The organism is Arenimonas sp., assembly GCF_022842045.1.
Classification (GTDB): Bacteria; Pseudomonadota; Gammaproteobacteria; order Xanthomonadales; family Xanthomonadaceae; genus Arenimonas.
Genome location: NZ_JALHQI010000056.1, coordinates 1 through 20,179, shown reverse-complemented (window position 1 = coordinate 20,179; position 20,179 = coordinate 1). Strand labels below are relative to the sequence as shown.

Genomic DNA, 20,179 nt, shown 5'->3' with positions numbered 1-20,179 from the left:
GTCGGCGGCAAGGCCGTCGCTGAGGTCAATGCCGGCCGTGGCCAGGCCGCGCAACGCCAGCCCGGCCGCCACGCGCGGCGTCGGCCGGTCGAGGCGATGGCGAAGCTTGGCGGAGAACAGCGCGCCGGCGCGCCACTGCGCCAGCGCGCCGGCCGCATCGCCAAGCGTGCCGGTGACCCAGACTTCGTCGCCAGCGCGCGCGCCGTCGCGGCGCAGCGCCTCGCCCGCCGGCACCAGCCCGTGCGCGGTGACGGTGATGGACAGGGGGCCCGACGTGGTGTCGCCGCCGACCAGGCTGACGCCGTGCTCGTCGGCGAGCTCGAGGAACCCATCCAGGAAGGCGTCGACGAACCCGGCGTCCGCCTCCGGCAGCGTCAGCGCCAGCGTGCACCAGGCCGGCGCGGCGGCCATCGCCGCGAGGTCGCTCAGGTTCACCGCCAGCGCCTTCCAGCCGAGGTCGGCGGCGCTGGTTTCCGGCGGGAAATGCACGCCGGCGACCAAGGTGTCGCTGGTGACCACCAGCTCATGCCCGGGCGGCACGCGCAGCACGGCGGCATCATCGCCGATGCCCAGCACCACGTCGGGCCGGCGCCCCGCGCGGGCGCGGATGCGGTCGATCAGGGCGAACTCGCCCGGCATCAGCCGCGACGCGGGGCCTGCGCCTCGGCCGGGCGCCAGGCGGCGGCGGCATGGTCGAGCACGCCGTTGACGAAGGTGTGGCCGTGCTCGGAGCCGAAGCGCTTGGTGGTCTCGATGGCTTCGTTGATCACCACGCGATACGGCACGTCGATGCGATGGCGCAGCTCGTAGGCGGCGATGCGCAGCACTGCGCGCTCTATTGGATCGACCTGGGCGATGTCGCGGTCGAGGTAGGCGGACAGGGCCTGGTCAAGCGTGCCGAGGTTGGCCTCGACGCCGCGCACCAGGTCTTCGAAGTACTCGGTGTCGGCCACTTCCATGTCCTGCTCGTTCTGGAACTGGTCGATCACCTTGTTGATGGCGGTATGCGACATCTGCCAGGCGTAGATCGCCTGCAGTGCGCGGCGGCGGGCGCGGGAGCGCGCGTGCGGGTCGACGCCGTCGGGACGGGAATGCTTCATGCGAGTTTTCCGATCAGGTTCGCCATCTCGATGATGACCAGGGCGGCTTCCTCGCCCTTGTTGCCGTGGTTGCCGCCGGCGCGGGCCTCGGCGTGGGCGTAGTCGTCCACGGCCAGCACGCCGTTGGCCACCGGCACGCCGGTGTCGAGCGCAACGCGCATCAGGCCGCGGGCGCATTCGTCCGAGACCTGTTCGAAGTGCCGGGTGTCGCCGCGCACGACGCAGCCGAGGGCGACGATGCCGGCGTAGCCCATGCGGTCGATGGCATTCGCCGCGGCCACGGGCAGCTCCCAGGCGCCGGGAACGCGGATCACGTCCACGCTGGCCTCGGGCACGCCGTTGGCGGCGAAGGCCTTGCGCGCGCCGTCCACCAGGGCATCGGTGATGCGCGGGTTCCAACGGCTGGCGAGGATGGCGTAGCGGGCCGAGCCGGGGCTCTGGACGTCGCCTTCGTAGTGGCTCATCGAGGGGGTGGTTGCCAGGAAAAGGGGGCTAGTTTACCCCGCTGGCCGGGGTGCCGGGGCGACGGGCCCGGCCAGGCTGCCGGAGCGGTTCAGGCCTCGACCGCGGCCGGCGGCGTTGGCGGGCCGGCGCTCGCCCCCGCGGCGATCGCTTGCGGCGGGCGCAATTCCTGCACTATCCGCCCGCCTTGCATCACCAGCACGCGGTCCGCGGAGGCGATGGTCTCGGGCCGGTGCGCGATGATCAGCCGGGTGAGCCGCAGCTGCCGGACCGCCTGGTTGACCAGGCGCTCCCGCTCGACGTCCAGGTGGCTGGTGGCTTCGTCCAGGAACAGCAGGCGCGGCTTGCGGTACAGCGCACGCGCCAGGATGACCCGCTGCTTCTGGCCACCGGACAGCGTGGTGCCCATGTCGCCGATCAGGCTGTGGTAGCCCATCGGCATCGCGGTGATCTCATCGTCCACCGCGGCCAGGCGCGCCGCCTCCTCCACTGCAGCGATGTCGATCCGGTCGTCGCCGAAGGCTATGTTCTCCGCCACCGATCCGGCGAACAGCTGGTCGTCCTGCATCACCGCGCCGACCATGGCCCGGTAGTTGCGGATGCCGAGCCGTGCGATGTCCTGGCCGCCGACGCAGATGCCGCCCTCGGTCGGCGCCAGCAGGCCCAGCAGAAGCTTCACCAGCGTGGTCTTGCCGCCGCCCGAGGCGCCGACGATCGCCACCGACTCACCGTGCCCGATCGTAAACCCGCAGTCCTTCAGCACCCACGGCTCGCCTTCGGCGTAGCGGAAACCGAGGCCACGGACCTCCAGCCGGGTGTCCGCGGGCGGCTCGACCTCGAATGCGTCGACCAGGCCCGGCTCGGGCGGGGTCAACACGATGTCCGCTAGCCGCTCGCCGTGCAGGCGCAGCATGCGGAGCTCAACCCCCCTGTCGATCAAGCCCGACACCCGCGCGGCGAACTGGTCCTTGTAGGCCAGGTAGGCGATCAGCATGCCGACAGAGAACACGCTGTCCATCGCCAGCAGCGCACCGATCCAGACCACCGCGATGCGCTCGATGCCGAAAATGGCCTGGCCGGCCGTAATCAGGCCCAGCCCCAGCCGCGCCAGGCGGAGTTCCTGGTTGACCGTATCGACCATCAGGTTCTGGTAGCCGGCCTGCCGATGCGGCTCCTGGCCCGCGACCTTGAGGCTCTGCATGCCCCGGAGCGACTCGAGCAGGTGCGATTGCTGCAGCGCGCCGGCCACCAGCTGCTGCTCGGTGGCATTGCGCAGCGGCCGGTACGACAGGGCGCGCAGCACCAGGTAAAGCATCACGGTAGCGAGCGTGACCAGCGCCAGCCGGGGGCTGTAAACCAGCATCATCGCCAGCGTCGCCACGGCCATCAGGCCATCGATGATCGCCTCGATGAAACTGCTGGTGAGCGTGCGCTGGATGGCCTGCACGGCGCCCATGCGGGACACCACGTCCCCCAGGTGCCGCTTCTCGAAGTAATCGAGCGGCAGGCGCAGCGCATGCGCGAATACGTTCCCCGTCCACTGCAGGCCAAGTCGGCTGGAGAGGAAGACCACCGCCCAGCCGCGCAACAGCCCGATACCAACCTGCAGCAGCAGGGCCAGCCCGAAGCCCAGGCCCAACACCGTCAACAGCTGCCGGTCACCAGATACCAGCGCCTGGTCCACCACCCACTGCAGGAAGAACGGCGCCAGCAGCACGAAGACCTGCAGCGCGACGGACAGCAGGAGCAGTTGGCCCAGCGACCGCCACAGCCCGCGCACCGGGCCGGTGAGCGCCGACAGGGCCACGGGCGCCGGCGCCGGCCTGGCCTGGAAGTCGGCCCCGGGCCACAGCTCCAGCGCCACGCCGGTGAAGTGGCGGGAGACTTCGTCCAGGCCCAGCGTCCGCTCGCCGAAGGCCGGGTCGAGGATATGCACGCACCCCTTGCCGACCTTCGACAGCACCACGAAGTGGTTGAGATCCCAATGCAGCACGCAGGGCAGGCGCAGCTTGCCCAGGTCGGACAGCTCCAGGCGCAGCGCGCGCGAGTGGAACCCGAGCGCCTGCGCGACACCGACCAGGCGCGTGAGCGACGCGCCCTTGAGCGACAGCGGAAAGCGCTGCCGCAGCCCGCGCAGCCCGGTGCGGTGGCCATGGTGGTCGGCGACCATCGCCAGGCAGGCCAGGCCACACTCGGCGGCCTGCGATTGCCGGATCGCCTTCACGGCGGCCGCCCGGTGACGGAATAAAGCGGCTCGATGGCCCACTCCCAAAGCGCGCGTCGTTCGCCAAGGATGTCGGCATCCAGCAGCATCCCCGGCTTGGGCGCCGCCTCCACGCCGAAGGCGCGCACCGTGGATCGGTCGAGCGCGACCACGATCCGATACAGCGGCTCGGTGGCTTGGGAGCCGCGCCCCAGCGCCGCCAGTTCCGCACTGCCCAGCGCGCTGCGCGAGATGCGGACGACGCGGCCGCCGTGGTGGCCGAACTTCTGGTACGGGAAGGCGTGGTAACGAAGCAGGACCGCGTCCCCCGGCGCGATAAAGCCGACCGCGCGGCTGGGCACCAGCAGGTGGGCTTCCAGGGTGCCGCCCGCGGGCATCACGCTGAGCACCGGCTGCCCCGCCTGAACGGCCTGGCCGGGCTGGCCCAACAAAGTGCTGACGACGCCGTCGACCTGTGCGTGGATCACGGACTGCGCGCGCGAGGTCGCCTCGATCGCGTCTTGCGACAAGGTGGCGCGGTCGCGGTCGCCAGCGGCATCCAGGGCCGCCCGCCTGGAGGGGATTTCGACCAAGGCCTGTTCGACCTGGACCTGTTGCCGGCGCAAGGCAAGCGCCTGCCGCTCCAGCGCCTGCACTGCCGCCACCTGCTCCAGCGCGGCCGCCTCCTGCTGCCGCACCTGCAGCGCGGTGACGTACTCCCGCGCGCGCAGTTGCCGGAATCGCGCGACCGCCTCCTCGGCAAGGCGCTGCTGCGCGCGCCGGGTTTCCAGCTCACTCGCAAGCTGCGCGGATTCTGCCGCGAGCATTGCGCGCTGCGCAGCCAGGCCTTCGTGCTGCGCCACCAGCAATGCCTGCTGCGACTCGGTGCCCCGCGCGATGCCGGCCTGCCGCGCCGCGATGGCGGCCTGCAGCGCCTGCGCGGTGTCGCCCTCCGCCAGCGTTGCGCGCGGCGCCGCGATGACCGCAAGCACGTCGCCCACCGCCACCGCCTGGCCTTCGGCGACCCTGACCTCGGAAAGGAGGCCGCTGACCGGGGCCGTCACCGTTGCCATGCCCAGGCTGGGCACCAGCTGGCCGACGACGCGCGTGCGCCGGGTGTAACCCCCGAAGGCGAGGAACAGCACCACGAGCAGCGCACAGGCCACGGCAGCCGCCGTAAGCAGCCAAAGCGGGAACGGTTGGCCGAGCACGATTCCACCCAGGCGGCGCGACCGCCTGGCTTGCATCACCTCATCGCGGAACAGGGGCTGGTCCATGCGCTCACCCGATGGCAGGCATGACTCTGGCGCCGATCACGGCGCAGCACAGCAAGAGTCCGCAGCGATGTTGCGTGCGAAATCAGACGACCGCTGGCCGGGTCGACTCCGGTCTGCCGGAACCCGGGCACTCAACAGTCCGGTCAGAAAGTCCGGCGCGCCCCCCGCACCCGCGCCGGTTCACCCGCGGGCGACGAACTCGGCAGGTGCGACGTAGTCCACGACCTCCAGTCCATAGCCCGCCAGGCCCACCTGCCGCCGCGGCGTGCCCAGCACGCGCAGCTTGCCCAGGCCCAGGTCGGCCAGGATCTGCGCGCCGGCACCGTTGCGGCGCCATTCGCGGGACTTCGGGGTGTCGGCGGCGCCGGATTCGGTGATGCGCGCCAGCAGGTCGTCGGGCGACACCGGCTCGGCCAGCACCACCACCACGCCCTCGCCCGCCGCGGCCACCGCCGCCAGCGCGTCGTTGACGCTGACCCCGAAGTCGGCGCGCCGCCACTGCAGCACGTCCGACAGCGGGTTCTTCACGTGCACGCGCACCAGCGTCGGCGTCGCGGCCGACGGCTGGCCGTGCACCAGGCCGAAGTGCAGGTCGTGGGTGACGCGGTCGCGGTAGGTCACCAGCTTGAACGGGCCGTGCGCGGTGCTGATGTCGCGCTCGTCCACGCGCTCGACGGTGTGCTCGGTCTCGAGGCGGTAGCGGATCAGCTCCTCGATCGAGCCGATCTTCAGCCCGTGCTCCCTGGCGAACGCCTCGAGTTCGGGGCGGCGCGCCATCGAGCCGTCGGGATTGAGTATCTCGACCAGCACGCCGGCCGGCTCCAGGCCCGCCAGCAGCGACAGGTCGCTGGCGGCCTCGGTGTGGCCGCTGCGCGTGAGCACGCCACCCGGCTGGGCCATCAGCGGGAAGATATGGCCGGGCTGGGTGAGGTGCTCCGCCTTCGCGTCGGGCCGCACCGCGGTGCGGATGGTGTGCGCGCGGTCGTAGGCGCTGATGCCGGTGGTGACGCCCTCGGCCGCCTCGATGCTGACGGTGAAATTGGTGTGGTAGGGCGAGTTGTTGTCGCGCACCATCGGGCCCAGGCCCAGCTGGCGGCAGCGCTCGCGCGTCAGCGACAGGCAGACCAGGCCGCGGGCGTGCGTGACCATGAAGTTGATGTCGCTGGGCTTGACCAGCTCGGCGGCCATGATCAGGTCGCCCTCGTTCTCGCGGTCCTCGTCGTCGACGATGACGACCATGCGGCCCTGGCGGATTTCCTCGAGCAGCTCGGGGACGGTGGCGAAGCTCATTTCGATTCCTCGCGAGTCGCCAGCAGGCGCTCGACGTAGCGGGCCACGGTATCGACCTCGAGGTTGACGGCGGCGCCGACGGCGGTTTCGCCGAAGGCGGTGTGGGCGACGGTGTGCGGCACCAGGTTCACCTCGAAGCCGGCGTCGTCGACGGCGTTCACCGTGAGGCTGGTGCCGTCCACGGCGATCGAACCCTTGTTGGCGACGTAGCGCAGCACGGACCGCGGCGCAGCGAAACGCCAGCGCTGGCTGCGGCCGTCGTCCCAGACCTTCTCCACGGTGCCGAGCGCATCCACGTGGCCGGAGACCAGGTGCCCACCGAGGCGGTCGGTCGGCAGCAGCGAACGCTCCAGGTTCACCGCGGCGCCGACCGGCAGCGCGCCGAGCGTGGTGAGCGCCAGGGTCTCGTTCGACACGTCGGCGAACCAGCCTTCGGCGTCCCATTCGACGACGGTGAGGCAGCAGCCGCTGACGGCGATGGACTCGCCCAGGGCGATGTCATCGGCCGGCAGCCCGCCCCAGCCGATGCGCAGGCGCTGGTCGCCGCCGCGGACCTCGCGGGCCAGCAGGCGGCCGACGGATTGGATCAAGCCAGTGAACATGGGGGAAAGCCCGGAAAAGGGCCGCCATTGTAAGCCCCGGGGGCGAACGCCGCGTCAGCGCCTTGGCACGGGCCCGAAACGCTGGGTTGCGAACCGGGACCCCGTTCTTCAGGGCGCGAGCAGGAGGCGGAGGTCGGGGCCGACCTGGCGGGTCTCGACCAATCTCAGGCCAATGCGCTCGGCCATCGTGGCCGGGTCGATGCCGGCAAACAGCGGGCGGGCGCGTGCGCCCAGCAGCACGGGCGCGACGTACAGCAGCAGCTCGTCGACCAGGCCGGCCTTGAGCAGGGCGCCGCTCAAGGTCGCGCCGGCTTCGACCTGCAGCTCGTTCACGCCGCGCTGGGCCAGCTGGGACAGCACGGCCAACAGATCCAGGCCGCCATCGACGCGGCGCACGGCGAAGGCGCGCACTTCGTCGTCGTAGTCGGGCACGACGTCGTCGCCGTGCACCACCAGGGTGGGCGCCAGTCCGTCGGTGAGCACCTGCGAAAGGGCCGGCAGGCGGCCGCGCTCGTCCAGCACGACGCGCAGCGGGGGTACGAAGTCCTCGCCCTCCGGCAGGCGCACGGTGAGGCGCGGGTCGTCGGCCAGCACGGTGGCGATGCCCGTCAACAGTGCGCCCGAACGGGCACGCCAGCGCATCACGTCGGCGCGCGCGGCCCCGGAGGTGATCCACTTCGACTCGCCGCTGGCCAGCGCGGTGCGGCCGTCCAGGCTCATGCCCAGCTTCACCCGCACCCAGGGCCGGCCACGCTCCATGCGCGAGAAGAAGCCGCGGTTGAGGTGGCGGGCCGCGGCTTCCATCAGCCCGTACTCGACCGTGATGCCGGCGGCCTGCAGCTTGGCGAAGCCCTGGCCGGAGACCTGGTGGTAGGGGTCGCGGCAGGCGGCCACCACGCGGGTGACGCCGGCGGCCACCAGCGCGTCGGCGCAGGGCGGCGTGCGGCCGTGGTGGGCGCAGGGTTCGAGCGTGACGTAGGCGGTGGCGCCGCGGGCGCGGCCGGCGGCTTCGCGCAGCGCGTGCACTTCCGCGTGCGGCTCGCCGGCGCGGACGTGCCAGCCTTCGCCCAGCACCTGGTCGCCGTCGGCGATGACGCAGCCGACCATCGGGTTGGGGTGGGTGGTGAACGCGGCGCGTTCGGCCAGCTGCAGGGCGCGGGCCATGTGGGCGTGGTCGCGGGCGGAGAACTGGCTCATGCGGGAAGGATATCCATCAATTGCACGCGGGTGCCGCGCAGCAGGGCCTGGCCCTGCGGGCGCCAGCCCAGCCGGGCGTAGTAGTCCGCATGCTCGGGCGTGAACAGCCAGAGGCGCGCGACGCCCTGCCCCGCCGCGAACGCCACCAGGGCCTTCACCAGCGCCTTGCCGAGGCCGGTGCCGCGCGCATGCGGGACCACGTACAGGCTGGCCAGCCAGGCGTCGCCCTGGTCGCGCAGTTCGGGCGCGTCTTCGTCCACCAGGCTCACGGAGCCGAGAAGCGCTTCGTCCTGCAGCGCGACCAGCGTGGTCGGCCGCGTGCGGCGAGTAGCATGGTCGCGCAGTTCTTCGCGCGTCTGCTCCAGCGTCCAGTCGTCGTAGAGATGCGACCACTGCGCGTGGTGCCAGCCCGCCAGCGTGTCGGCGTGGCCGGGGACCTCGGCCAGGAAACGGATGTCCACGGCGGTCAACGCTTGGCCTTGCCCACCACCGCGTCCAGCAGGGGCAGCTGCAGGCCCTCGAGGCCCGGCAGGTCGCGCTCGAGGCGCTCGATCTCCTCGCGGAAGGCCTGCACGTCCTCGAACTTGCGGTAGACCGAGGCGAAGCGCACGTAGGCCACCTGGTCGAGCGGCTTGAGCTCGGCCATCACGAACTCGCCGACCCGCAGCGAGGGCAGCTCGCGCTCGCCGGTGAGGCGAAGCGCGTGCACCACGTTGCGCACGGCGGCATCGATCTGTTCGGACGACACCGGCCGCTTCTGCAGCGCGCGGTCGAAGCTGGTGCGCAGCTTGCGCTCGTCGAAGGCCTCGCGGCGGCCGTCGCTCTTGACGATGGCCGGCAGCTTGAGTTCGGCCACTTCGAAGGTGTTGAAGCGCTCGTTGCAGTGCTCGCACTCGCGCCGGCGCCGGATGGTGGAGCCATCCTCGGACACGCGCGAGTCGATCACGCGGGTGTCTTCGTGCTGGCAGAAGGGGCAGTGCATAAAGTCAGGAAATAGTGAAGAGGAAATAGAAACTAGTGGGCGCAGGCTCGCCGGGGCAGCTCTTCACTAGTTCCTCGTTCCTGTTCACTAGTTTCCAGCTCCTCAGCCGTAAACCGGGAACGCGCGACACTGCGCCGTGACCGCGTCCCGCACCCGTGCGATCACCGCGGCGTCCGCCGGCGCATCCAGCACGTCGCAGATCCAGTTCGCCAGCGCCACGCACTCGGCCTCGCCGTAGCCGCGGGTGGTGACGGCCGGGGTGCCGATGCGCAGGCCCGAGGTGACGAAGGGCGAGCGCGGGTCGTTCGGCACCGAATTCTTGTTCACGGTGATGTGGGCGGCGCCCAGCGCGGCCTCGGCGTCCTTGCCGCTGACGTCGCGGCCGATCAGGTCGATCAGCATCAGGTGGTTCTCGGTGCCACCGGAAACGACCTTGTAGCCGCGGCCCATGATGGTCTTTGCCATCGCCTGCGCGTTCCTGATGACTTGCGCCTGGTAGTCCTTGAAGCCCGGCTCCAGCGCCTCCTTGAAGGCGACGGCCTTGGCCGCGATCACGTGCATCAGCGGGCCGCCCTGGGTGCCGGGGAACACGAGCGACTGGAACTTCTTCTCCAGCTCCTCGTTGGCGCGGGCCAGGATGATGCCGCCGCGCGGGCCGCGCAGGGTCTTGTGGGTGGTGGAGGTGACGACGTCGGCGTGCGGCACCGGGTTCGGGTACAGGCCGGCGGCCACGAGGCCGGCGACGTGGGCCATGTCCACGAAGAAGTAGGCGCCGACCGATTTCGCTATCTCCGCCATGCGGGCCCAGTCGACGACCTGGGAATATGCGCTGAAGCCGGCGACCACCATCTTCGGCTTGTGCTCGGTGGCCAGGCGCTGCACTTCGTCGTAATCGATCAGGCCGTTCTCGTCCACGCCGTACTGCACGGCGTGGTAGGTCTTGCCGGAGAAGTTGACCTTGGCGCCGTGCGTAAGGTGGCCGCCGTGGGCCAGGCTCATGCCCAGCACGGTGTCGCCGGGCTGCAGCAGGGCCATGTAGACGGCGATGTTGGCCGAGGAGCCCGAGTGCGGCTGCACGTTGGCGTAGTCGGCGCCGAAGAGTTGCTTCACGCGCTCGATCGCCAGCTTCTCGGCGATGTCCACGTACTCGCAGCCGCCGTAGTAACGCTTGCCCGGGTAGCCCTCGGCGTACTTGTTGGTCAGCACGCTGCCCTGGGCCTCGAGCACGCGCGGGCTGGCGTAGTTCTCGGAGGCGATGAGCTCGACGTGGTCTTCCTGCCGCTGGCGCTCCTTGGCGATGGCCTCGGCCAGGGCGTCGTCATAACCAGCGATCTGCATATCCTTGGCGAACATTCGGGGCGTTCCAGGCGGCGGGGTCCCGAAATTGTAGCCCCGGCAGGCACTTGCCGCAAAAAAATGAACCAGGTTCATTTGTTTGGCCTATAATTCGCGGTCCTCCGAGACCCGGACCGGCTGCGCGGGACCCGCGCGCCCCCACCCCTGCCCGGCCGGCGCGTCCCCGCGCCGCCGCGGCCTGTGCCAGAGAGAGCGAGCCATGTCGCAGTACATCTACACCATGATCGGCGTCAGCAAGACGGTGCCGCCGAAGCGCCAGATCATCAAGGACATCTCGCTGTCGTTCTACCCGGGCGCGAAGATCGGCCTGCTGGGCCTGAACGGCGCCGGCAAGTCCACCGTGCTCCGCATCATGGCCGGCGTCGACACCGACTTCACCGGCGAGGCCCGCCCGCAGCCCGGCATCAAGGTCGGCTACCTCGAGCAGGAGCCGCGCCTGAACCCCGAGCACACCGTGCGCCAGGCCGTCGAGGAAGGCGTGGGCGACCTGCTGCACGCCCAGGAGCTGCTGGACCAGGTCTACGCCGCCTACGCCGAGGAAGACGCCGACTTCGACAAGCTCGCCGCCGAGCAGCAGCGCCTGGAGGCCATCCTGGCCACCGGCGACGCCGCCACGCTCGAGCTGCAGCTGGAAATCGCCGCCGACGCCCTGCGCCTGCCGCCCTGGGACGCGATCTGCGGCCAGCTCTCCGGCGGTGAGAAGCGCCGCGTCGCGCTCTGCCGCCTGCTGCTGTCCAAGCCCGACATGCTGCTGCTCGACGAACCCACCAACCACCTCGACGCCGAATCGGTCGAGTGGCTCGAGCAGTTCCTCACCCGCTTCCCGGGCACCGTGGTGGCCGTCACCCACGACCGCTACTTCCTCGACAACGCCGCCGAGTGGATCCTCGAGCTCGACCGCGGCCGCGGCATCCCCTGGAAGGGCAACTACAGCGAGTGGCTGACCCAGAAGACCGAGCGCCTGAAGCAGGAAGAGTCGGCCGAGAAGGGCCGCCAGAAGGCCCTGCAGAAGGAACTCGAGTGGTCGCGCCAGAACGCCAAGGGCGGCCGCAGCAAGGGCAAGGCGCGCCTGCAGCGGCTGGAAGACCTGCAGTCGGTCGAGTACCAGAAGCGCAACGAGACCAACGAGATCTTCATCCCGCCGGGCGAGCGCCTGGGCGACAAGGTGATCGAGTTCAAGAACGTCACCAAGTCCTTCGGCGACCGCCTGCTGATCGACGACCTCAACATCACGATCCCGCCGGGCGCGATCGTCGGAATCATCGGCCCCAACGGCGCCGGCAAGTCGACGCTGTTCCGCATGATCACGGGCCAGGAAAAGCCGGACAAGGGCGAGGTGAACATCGGCCACACGGTCAAGATCGCCTACGTCGACCAGAGCCGCGATTCGCTGGAAGCCGACAAGAACGTCTGGCAGGCGGTGTCCGGCGGCAGCGACATCATCACCATCGGCAAGGTCGAGATCCAGTCGCGCGCCTACATCGGCCGCTTCAACTTCAAGGGCAGCGACCAGCAGAAGCTCGTCGGCACCCTGTCGGGCGGCGAGCGCGGCCGCCTGCACATGGCCAAGACCCTGCTGCAGGGCGGCAACGTGCTGCTGCTCGACGAACCCTCCAACGACCTCGACATCGAGACGCTGCGCGCGCTGGAAGACGCGCTGCTCGAGTTCCCGGGCTGCGCCCTGGTCATCTCGCATGACCGCTGGTTCCTCGACCGCATCGCCACGCACATCATCGCCTTCGAGGGCGACAGCCACGTCGAGTTCTACCAGGGCAACTACCGCGAGTACGAGGAAGACAAGAAGCGCCGCCTGGGCGAGGAAGGCGCCAAGCCGCACCGCCTGCGCTACAAGGCGCTCAAGTAACCGGGCGCACGCGCCAGGCAACACCGGACGGGCCGCGCAAGCGGCCCGTTCCGTTTCAGGGGCCCATCGAATCGCGCAGGTCGTAGAGCGATTGCGTGGCGTCGAGGCGAATGAAGCCGCGCTTCTGCCGGTCGAAGTCGAACGTGATGTAAATCAGCAGCGACACCAGCACCGCGAACACCGGCCAGCCCAGCCGGAAGCGCCGCCCCATCCAGCCCTGCGCATGGCCGGTGAACGCGGCCCAGGCCAGGCACAGCCCCAGCAGCATCAGGATCACTTCGTCGGGCACGTGGCGGCGGTAGGCCGCGATGCGTTCGCCGTGGCGGTCGATCACGTCGTTCATCGCCTGCACGACCAGCGAGAGGTTGGGCGACGGCGCGGCCACCGCGGCATCGGCCACGGTACGCCAGAGCGTGTCGAGGCTGCGCTGGCTGCGGGCGACCAGGTCGGCCAGCAAGGCAGGGTCGTAGGGCGCTTCGTAGATCGCAAGGCGAAGGTGGGTGTACTCACGCAAGCCATCGCGGCAGGCCTGCGCGGCGTCCGGCTCGAGCAGATCACAGCGAAGCCAGGCGGTGCCGATGGCGTTGGCCTCGGCGATCACCAGGTCCTGGCGCTGCTCGTAGCGGCCGGCCGCCATCGAGAATGAAAAGGCCAGCAGCAGGCCCAGCAGCAGCGAAATCGAGGACTCCAGGCCGGTGCTCGCTTCCGCGTCGGGGTCGGCGACAGTGCGGCGCACCCGCCCCGCCCGCCGGAACGCCACCTCGTGCGCGAGCAGCATGACCGCCAGCAGGCCCAGCGCGATCCAGATCGCGTCCACGTTCCCCAACAGTCCCAAGGCCATGGCCCCTCCCCCTGACAGCGACCATGCTAACGCCGCCGCCCGTGGCCCGGATAGCCGTCAGGGGCCCCGGAGCGAACGCCACCAGGCCCGCGGGGCCGCCAGCGCGAAATGGCCGCAGACCGCCAGCCACAGGACCGCCTGCTGCCAGCCCGGGGTCTGCGCCGCTTCGAACTTGCGGAAGTAGCGCCACAGCCCGCGATGCTTGTGCCACTCCACCCAGACCGGGTTGCGGCGGCTCGATACGCCGCGGACGTGGGTGACGCGCAGGTCGTTGGCGACCACGACCTCGTAGCCGGCCTCGCGCACGCGGCGGCACAGGTCGAGGTCCTCGGCGTGCATGCGATAGCCTTCGTCGAAGCCGTCGAGCCGGACGAACAGGCCCAGCGGCATCAGCATCAACGCGCCCGACACGGCGTCCACCGGCTGCACCACCTGCGCCGGGTCGTGGCCGAGGTAGAGCGCGTCACGCCGGCCCAGGCTGGCCACCTGCTCGCGCAGCGACGGGTCGGCCCGGCGCGAGGCCAGGTCCACTTCACCGGCCTCGCTGGCCAGCTCCACGCCCAGCAGGCCGGCGCCCGGCCGCGCGATGGCGTGCGCCACCAGCCGCGACAGCGTGTCGCGCGCGACATAGGCATCGGGGTTCACGAACGCGACCCAGGGCTGCGAGATCGCGGTCGCGCCCTGGTTGCAGGCGGCGGCGAAGCCGCGGTTCTCGGGGTTGCGCACCAGCCCCAGGCGGGCGTCGCGCCGGGCCAGGCGCTCGACGATCGCGGCGGTGTCGTCCGGCGACGCGTTGTCGATCACCACCACCCGCGCCACGTCGCGCGAGGCCAGCAGCCGGAACAGGCAGGCCTCGATGGTGGACGCGCTGGCGTAGGTGACCACCACCACGCCGATGTCGCGCGCACTGAAATCGCGCAGCCCGGTCTTGCCCAGCACCGGCCATTCGCGCGAGGTGTTCACGCCGGCGACTTCAGGCGCTGGATCTCCGCCTCCAGGTGGGCGATGTGGGCCATGGCGCGGCGGTAGTTGGCCACTTCGCGGCGGTATTCCTCGTAGACGCCTTCGGCCTGGTCGCCCAGTACCGACAGCGAGGGCAGCGCGTCCAGCGCCGAGGCGTCACGGGCACAGGCGGCGACGTAGTACATCGGCGCGTTGGTGATGCCGGGCCGGATCGCCTGGCCGTCGAGGCTGGCCACCTCCGGCGGCGACACCGCGTCGTCCAGCGCCCACACCAGCGACGTGAACAGCAGCTTCTGGCCGTAGAGCCGCCGCACCGGGAAGCGCGCCGCGACCATCGCCTCGAACTCCGGGCGGTACAGCTCGCGCACGTGGTGCGGGTTCTCGACGCCGGTGAGGTCGGTGTAGGTGTGGCGGTCCGGCGTGGACACCAGCAGCAGGCCGCCGGGCGCCAGCAGGCGCGCGAAGCCGTCGAGCATGCGCTCCTGCGCGTGCACGTGCTCGAGCGTCTCGAAGCTGAGCACCAGGTCGAAGCTGGCGTCGGGCAGGTGGTCGAGCGCGGTCACGTCGGCCTGCTCGAACGCCACGCCGGGCACCGCCGCGTAGCGCGCGCGGGCATGCGCGACCACGTCGGCGCCGATGTCGACACCGAGCACCGAGGCGCCGGCCGCGGCCATCATCGCGCTGCCATAGCCCTCGCCACAGGCGGCGTCCAGCACCCGGCGTCCGCGCGCCAGCGGCCGCGCGAAGCTGTAGCGGTGCCAGTGCTCCTGGGCGATCTCGCGGTCGCGCTCGGGCGTGTAGCGCTCGCCGGTGAATTCGAGGATGGGCGTGTCGGTCATGGCCAAATGCTATCCGAACAGGTCGCGCTGCGGGCCCGCGGCCGCCAGCGACTGCAGCCGCTGCTCCAGCGCGATGCGCCGCGGCGCCAGCGGGTCGGCCATGATGAAGCGGGCCACGCGCTCATTGTAGTCGGGCCAGCGCGCCAGCAGCCGGGCCAGGTTGTCGCCGCCCGGGGCCAGGTCCAGCGGCGCGAAGGAAGCGCCGCCGTGGTGCACCACGTAGGCGGTGTCGCACAGCACGTTGCGCCAGCCCATCGCCGCTGCGCGCAGGCAAAAATCGTTCTCCTCGCCGTAGCCGCGGCCGAAGGTCCGGGCATCGAAGTCGCCGATCTGGCGCAGCGCCGCGCGCCGCAGGTACATGCAGAACCCCACCGCGGTCGGCAGGTCCGGGTAGGTCGGCGCCAGCCCGGCGGCGGCCTCGGCGATGGCGTCCGGGAACTCGGGCGCCGGGTTGTCCTCGCAAAAGCGCGGCCAGGAGCAGATCTCGGCGTTGTTCGACCACGGGGTGATGGTGGCGATGCGCGGGTCGCTGGCGGCGCAGCGCACCAGCTGGTCGCGCCAGCCGGGGGTCGCCACGGTGTCGGAATTGAGCAGCACCACGTCGGCGTCGCCGGTTTCGGCGAAGGCGGCGTTGCAGTTGGCCGGGAAGCCCAGGTTGCGCTCGCGCCGCACGTAGCGGGCCGCGAGCGCGCTGCGCTCGCACCAGCCGCGCGCCATCGGCTCGATGCGCGGATCGCTCGACGCATCGTCGGCCAGCAGCACCGGGCTGCCCGGCGGCAGCGTGCGGTCGAGCGAGGCCAGGCAGGCATCGAGCGCCTCGAGCGCGTTGTGGATCGGCACCACGACCACCGGCACGGCGTTCATCCGCCCTCCTGGCGCCAGGCGTGCGGCAGGCGCGCCAGCCCGTACTCGCGGGCGCTGCCGGTGACGGTGACCTCGCGGTCGATCGTGTCGAACAGCCGCAGCCCCTCGCCATCGAGCGCGCTCGAGCGCAGGCGATAGCTGCCGGGCAGCAGGGTCAGCGGCTCGAACACCAGCCGGAACCGGAAGCGCCCCTCGCCGAGCGGCTGCGCCGGCACGGCGTCCATCTCCGAACTCACGCCGTAGACCGGCGTGCCGTCGGCGCGCACCCAGCCGTTGAGCAGCACCGGCGGCCGGCCGTCGCGGCTGTGGATCACCACGTCCTGCTCCAGCGCCGCGCCCATCGCCACCGCCACCGCGCCGGTGCCGGGCACGCCGTTGATGGCGACCGACTCCACCCGGTACTCGGGCAGGCCCGCGGCCGGCGCCGCGGCGTCCTGCTCGCCGGCGCGGCGTGCTTCCTGCGCCGCCAGGTAGCGCTGGCTGACGTCGAACACGTCGCCCTGCGCCGCGACCCGCCCGCCGTCGATCCAGATCGCGCGACGGCAGAGCTTCTGCACGTGGTACATGCTGTGCGAGACCAGCAGCAGCGTGCCGCCGCCGGCCAGGTAGTCGTCGATCCAGCGGATGCACTTGCGCTGGAAGTTCTCGTCGCCGACCGCCAGCACCTCGTCGGTGATCAGCAGCGCGGGCCGCACCGCGGCAATGACCGCGAAGCCCAGCCGCACCACCATGCCGGACGAATAGTGCTTCACCGGCTCGTCGATATAGCTGCCGATGTCGGCAAAGGCCTCGATCTCGGGCAGCTTCGCCGCCAGCGTGGCGGCGTCGATGCCGTGCAGCGCGGCCGCCAGGCGGACGTTGTCGCGGCCGCTGAGCTCGGGGTGGAAGCCGGCGCCGAGCTCCAGCAGCGCGCCGATGCTGCCGCGCGTCTCGACGGTGCCGGCGCTGGGCGTCAGCACGCCGGTGACCAGCTTGAGCAGGGTGGACTTGCCGGCGCCGTTCTCGCCGATGATGGCCAGCGACTGGCCCGGCAGCACCTCGAAGTTGATGTCCTGCAGCACGCTGGCGACGCGCCGCGGCGGCCGGCCGCGCAGCACGTCCCAGAGCGCGGCCAGGCGGTCGCCGCGATGGCCCAGCACCGGGTAGCGCTTGGCCAGGCCGCTCGCCCGCACCAGCGGTCCGGGGCTCACAGGAAATCCTCCAGGTGGCTGCGCGCGCGACGGAACAGCGCGTTCGCCAGCCACAGCAGCGCCAGCGCCACCGCCAGCGACGCGCCCAGCGCCAGCCAGTCCGGCGACTGCCCGGTCAACGCGCGCCGCACGGTTTCCACCGGCGCGGCCATCGGGTTCAACCCCAGCCAGAATGCCGCCTGCGCCGGCAGACCGGCGCGGTCGTACAGGATCGGGGTCAGGAAGAAGCCGAGCGTCAGCACCTGGCCGGTGACCGCGGCGATGTCGCGCAGGAATACCTGCAGCACCGCCAGCAGCCGCGCCGCGGCCAGCGCGTGCACGCCGATCACGACCAGCGCGGCCAGCGCGGCCGGCAGCCCGGCCAGGGTGATGTCGACGCCGAAGGCGAGCAGCACGGCGATCACCAGGACCAGGCCCGCCAGGTCGATCGCCGCGCTGGCGACCACCCGCACGTCCACGTACAGCCCGTGCGGCACCGCGACCTTGCCGATCAGCGCGGCGTTGTCGGTGAGCGCGGTGACGCCGCGGTTGGCGGCGTTGGCGAACAGGTTCCAGGGCCACATGCCCAGCGCCAGAAAGGCCACGAACGGCAGGTCGCCGGTCTGCGCGCGCGCCGGCAGCAGGTGCCCGAACACCCAGGCCAGCACCGCCAGCTGCAGCACCGGCAGCAGCAGCAGCCAGGCGGTGCCCAGCACGCTGCCGCGGTAGCGCTCCTCGAGCTCGCGGCGCAGCAGCTCGCGGAAAACGGCGGAAACAACCGGACCCATCACGGACTCAGTCGGCGTCGCGGGGCTTGCCCAGCGGCTCCAGGGCGCGGAAGCGCTCGCCGTATTCGTCGGTCAGCTTGCGGGCCTCGGCCGGGTCGCGGATCACGCGCGGGGTGACCAGGATGATCACTTCCGACCGGTTCGAGTCGCGGGTCTTGGTGCCGAACAGGCCACCGATCACCGGCAGCCGGCTCAGGCCGGGCACGCCGCTGCTGCCATCGGTGGTGCCTTCGGTGATCAGGCCCGCCAGCATCACGGTCTCGCCGCTCTTGATCGCGGCCTCGGTGATCAGGCTGCGCTTGTTGATCGGCACGTTGCCGGTCGGGTCGTCCGGGCGCGCGGCGCCGGGCGAGCTGACTTCCTGTTCGATTTCCATGAACACGGTGCCGTCGCGGCTGATGCGCGGCGTCACGGTCAGGATCACGCCGGTGTCGAGGTACTGCACCTGGGTGAAGGTGCCGTTGCCCACGCCGGGGTCGCCGGTGATCGGGTTGAAGCTGGTGCTGTTGACCGGGATCTTGGTGCCGACATCGAGCTTGGCCTCGGCGTTGTTGCGCACCACCACCGAGGGCGTGGACAGCAGCCGCACGTTCGAGACCGAGTCGAGCGCGGTGATCACGGCCGCGGCATTGCGGCCCAGGAAGGTCCAGCCGATACCATCGGCGCCGATGTTGCCGGCGATGTCGCCCCAGATGTTGCGGCCGACGGCGCTGGGCAGGTCGGCTTCCTCGACCGCGTTCTCGAAGAACCAGTTCACGCCGTAGCTCAGCTCGCCGGTGAGCTGGACCTCGACCACCTGGGCCTCGATGTGGACCTGCAGCGGCATGGTGTCCAGGCGCTCGATGGCGCGGCGAATCGACTCCCACTGGCCGGGCGTGGCCCGCACCAGCAGGGCGTTGGATTCCTCGACCGCGCTGATCGACACATCGGCATCGCTGCCGAGCGCAATGCCGTCGCCACCGCGGCCGCCGGCCGCGCTGCCGCCGGCGTTGCCGCCCGTGCCCGCGCTGGCGGCGCGCTCGCCCTCGGCACGCGCCTTCGGGTCGGCCGCGTCCACCGCCGGGGTATCGATCGAACGGATGCGCACCGGCGCCAGGCCCGGCATCACCGAAGGCGAACCGCCGCGGTCGGCGCTGGCACTGCCGCGGGCCTGGCCGCCGAACACCTGGGAAAGCTGGTCGGCCAGGTCCTCGGCCTTCATGTAGAGCACTTCATAGGTGTAAAGGCGCGCGCCTTCGCCGCCGCCGGCGTCGAGCCGTTCGATCCAGGCCTGCGCCTCGCGCAGGTAGCGCGCCTGCGGGGTGATCACCATCACCGCGTTCTGCCCTTCCAGCGGCATGAAGCGGAACATGCCCGACACGGGCGTGGTGCCTTCCTCGCCGAACACGGCGTTGAGTTCGTCCACCATCTGCGCCGCCTCGGACGACTGCAGCGGGAATACGCCCACCGACATGCCGGCCAGCCAGTCGACGTCGAAGATCTCGATGGTGCGCAGGTAGTTCTGCAGCTCGCCGCGGGTGCCGGCGACCACGATCAGGTTGCGCGCGGCGTCCACGTTCACCACCGCGTTCGGGCGGGCGTAGGGCTCGAGCAGCTTCTTCATCTCGGCCGCCGAGATGTACTGCAGCGGCACCGCGCGCACCTCGTAGCCGCGCGCGTTGGCGACGCCGCCGGTGCGCGGCGACAGGTTGCCGGCCAGGGCCTGGTCGGCGGGCACGACGTTGTAGCGGCCTTCGGTCCAGATCAGGCGGGCGTTGTTCCAGCCCAGCACCATTTCCAGCAGGCCCAGGGCCTGCGCGGCGTTGACCGGGCGCGGCGTGGCCAGCGTCACCTGGCCCTGCACGCCGGGCGCGATCACGTAGTTCTGCTGCAGCAGGTCGCCGAGGATGGCCTTGACCACCGCATGCACCGACTCGCCCTCGAAGTTGAAGGTGGCTTCGCCGGGCATCTCGATCGCGGGCGGCGGCGTGGACGCCACGCGCTGGTTGATGACCTGGCCGGTGCCGGGCCTGAGCATGGCGCCGCTGTCGACGGGCGCGGCGGCGTCGGTCGCGGCGTCCGCGCTGGCCTCGGCCTCGGCAGGGGCGTTGGCCAACGGGTCGGTGCCGCGCTGGACCACGGGCCGGCCGGCGGTGGCGCAGCCAGCCAGGAACACGATCAGGGCGAGGCCCAGGGCAGGGGCCAGGGACGGGAATTTCTTCATCGGGTCACTCTACCTGTTTGGTCCCGTCCTGCGCCGCCTGCTCGGCGGCGGCCTCGGCGGCGCGCTGGGCGCGACGGGCTTCGATACGTCGGCGGATGGCTTCCACCTGCTGTTCCGGCGTCACCGGCGCGACCTGCGCGGGCTCGGCGGCGCCGCTGGCGGCCGGTGCCGCCGCCGCG

Annotated in this window: 19 protein-coding genes; 1 reads left to right on the top strand and 18 read right to left on the bottom strand. The window is 71.2% G+C overall.

Annotation, left to right across the window (positions count from 1 at the left end):
* From thiL to glyA, 11 genes are all read right to left on the bottom strand, one after another.
* Positions 1-642: thiamine-phosphate kinase (gene thiL, locus Q0C12_RS11420; protein ID WP_290890438.1), on the bottom strand; the 642-nt coding region annotated here is incomplete at its 3' end.
* Entirely contained in the window at positions 639-1,100 is a 462-nt protein-coding gene (nusB, locus tag Q0C12_RS11415) for a transcription antitermination factor NusB (RefSeq protein ID WP_034210794.1), read from the bottom strand. The genes nusB and thiL, both read right to left, overlap by 4 nt.
* On the bottom strand, positions 1,097-1,564 hold the full coding sequence (ribH, locus tag Q0C12_RS11410) for a 6,7-dimethyl-8-ribityllumazine synthase (protein WP_290890437.1): 468 nt from the start codon (positions 1,562-1,564) through the stop codon (positions 1,097-1,099). Before ribH ends, nusB begins: the two co-directional genes overlap by 4 nt.
* Positions 1,565-1,653: 89 nt before the next feature.
* Positions 1,654-3,786 (bottom strand): peptidase domain-containing ABC transporter, encoded by a 2,133-nt coding sequence (locus Q0C12_RS11405; protein ID WP_290890436.1) that lies wholly within the window; start codon positions 3,784-3,786, stop codon positions 1,654-1,656.
* Positions 3,783-5,042, bottom strand: coding sequence for an HlyD family efflux transporter periplasmic adaptor subunit (locus Q0C12_RS11400; protein ID WP_290890435.1), 1,260 nt, complete (start codon positions 5,040-5,042; stop codon positions 3,783-3,785). The genes Q0C12_RS11405 and Q0C12_RS11400 overlap by 4 nt, the downstream gene beginning before the upstream one ends.
* Before the next feature lie 180 nt (positions 5,043-5,222).
* Positions 5,223-6,332, bottom strand: coding sequence for a 3,4-dihydroxy-2-butanone-4-phosphate synthase (ribB, locus tag Q0C12_RS11395; RefSeq protein WP_290890434.1), 1,110 nt, complete (start codon positions 6,330-6,332; stop codon positions 5,223-5,225).
* Positions 6,329-6,934, bottom strand: a complete 606-nt coding sequence (locus Q0C12_RS11390; RefSeq protein WP_290890433.1) for a riboflavin synthase — start codon at positions 6,932-6,934, stop codon at positions 6,329-6,331. Before Q0C12_RS11390 ends, ribB begins: the two co-directional genes overlap by 4 nt.
* A 108-nt stretch (positions 6,935-7,042) precedes the next feature.
* Positions 7,043-8,131, bottom strand: coding sequence for a bifunctional diaminohydroxyphosphoribosylaminopyrimidine deaminase/5-amino-6-(5-phosphoribosylamino)uracil reductase RibD (ribD, locus tag Q0C12_RS11385; protein WP_290890432.1), 1,089 nt, complete (start codon positions 8,129-8,131; stop codon positions 7,043-7,045).
* On the bottom strand, positions 8,128-8,592 hold the full coding sequence (locus Q0C12_RS11380) for a GNAT family N-acetyltransferase (RefSeq protein WP_290890431.1): 465 nt from the start codon (positions 8,590-8,592) through the stop codon (positions 8,128-8,130). The genes ribD and Q0C12_RS11380 overlap by 4 nt, the downstream gene beginning before the upstream one ends.
* 5 nt (positions 8,593-8,597) lie before the next feature.
* Entirely contained in the window at positions 8,598-9,113 is a 516-nt protein-coding gene (gene nrdR / locus Q0C12_RS11375; protein WP_290890430.1) for a transcriptional regulator NrdR, read from the bottom strand.
* Positions 9,114-9,215: 102 nt separating this feature from the next.
* Complete coding sequence (glyA, locus tag Q0C12_RS11370) at positions 9,216-10,466, bottom strand: serine hydroxymethyltransferase (protein ID WP_290890429.1); 1,251 nt, start codon at positions 10,464-10,466, stop codon at positions 9,216-9,218.
* Between the two features lie 202 nt (positions 10,467-10,668).
* Between glyA and ettA the strand changes: the two genes are divergently transcribed.
* Complete coding sequence (ettA, locus tag Q0C12_RS11365; protein WP_290890428.1) at positions 10,669-12,333, top strand: energy-dependent translational throttle protein EttA; 1,665 nt, start codon at positions 10,669-10,671, stop codon at positions 12,331-12,333.
* Positions 12,334-12,388: 55 nt separating this feature from the next.
* On the opposite strand, the gene Q0C12_RS11360 is transcribed toward ettA, so the two are convergent.
* Genes Q0C12_RS11360 through gspD form a run of 7 tightly spaced genes read right to left on the bottom strand, consistent with a single transcriptional unit; the run spans position 12,389 to position 20,000 of the window.
* The gene (locus Q0C12_RS11360) at positions 12,389-13,174 is read right to left on the bottom strand and encodes a hypothetical protein (RefSeq protein WP_290890427.1); all 786 of its coding nucleotides are present in this window, start codon (positions 13,172-13,174) and stop codon (positions 12,389-12,391) included.
* A gap of 57 nt (positions 13,175-13,231) precedes the next feature.
* Positions 13,232-14,137: a glycosyltransferase family 2 protein gene (locus Q0C12_RS11355; RefSeq protein ID WP_290890426.1), complete on the bottom strand. Its 906-nt coding sequence runs from the start codon at positions 14,135-14,137 to the stop codon at positions 13,232-13,234.
* Positions 14,134-14,976 carry a class I SAM-dependent methyltransferase gene (locus Q0C12_RS11350; protein WP_290890425.1) on the bottom strand — a complete coding sequence of 281 codons (843 nt, stop codon included), beginning with the start codon at positions 14,974-14,976 and terminating at the stop codon, positions 14,134-14,136. Before Q0C12_RS11350 ends, Q0C12_RS11355 begins: the two co-directional genes overlap by 4 nt.
* 9 nt (positions 14,977-14,985) lie before the next feature.
* Positions 14,986-15,840: a glycosyltransferase gene (locus Q0C12_RS11345; protein ID WP_290890424.1), complete on the bottom strand. Its 855-nt coding sequence runs from the start codon at positions 15,838-15,840 to the stop codon at positions 14,986-14,988.
* Positions 15,837-17,030 carry an ABC transporter ATP-binding protein gene (locus tag Q0C12_RS11340; RefSeq protein WP_290890423.1) on the bottom strand — a complete coding sequence of 398 codons (1,194 nt, stop codon included), beginning with the start codon at positions 17,028-17,030 and terminating at the stop codon, positions 15,837-15,839. Before Q0C12_RS11340 ends, Q0C12_RS11345 begins: the two co-directional genes overlap by 4 nt.
* Positions 17,027-17,797: an ABC transporter permease gene (locus Q0C12_RS11335; RefSeq protein ID WP_290890422.1), complete on the bottom strand. Its 771-nt coding sequence runs from the start codon at positions 17,795-17,797 to the stop codon at positions 17,027-17,029. Before Q0C12_RS11335 ends, Q0C12_RS11340 begins: the two co-directional genes overlap by 4 nt.
* Before the next feature lie 7 nt (positions 17,798-17,804).
* Positions 17,805-20,000, bottom strand: coding sequence for a type II secretion system secretin GspD (gspD, locus tag Q0C12_RS11330; RefSeq protein ID WP_290890420.1), 2,196 nt, complete (start codon positions 19,998-20,000; stop codon positions 17,805-17,807).
* Between the last annotated feature and the right edge of the window lie 179 nt (positions 20,001-20,179).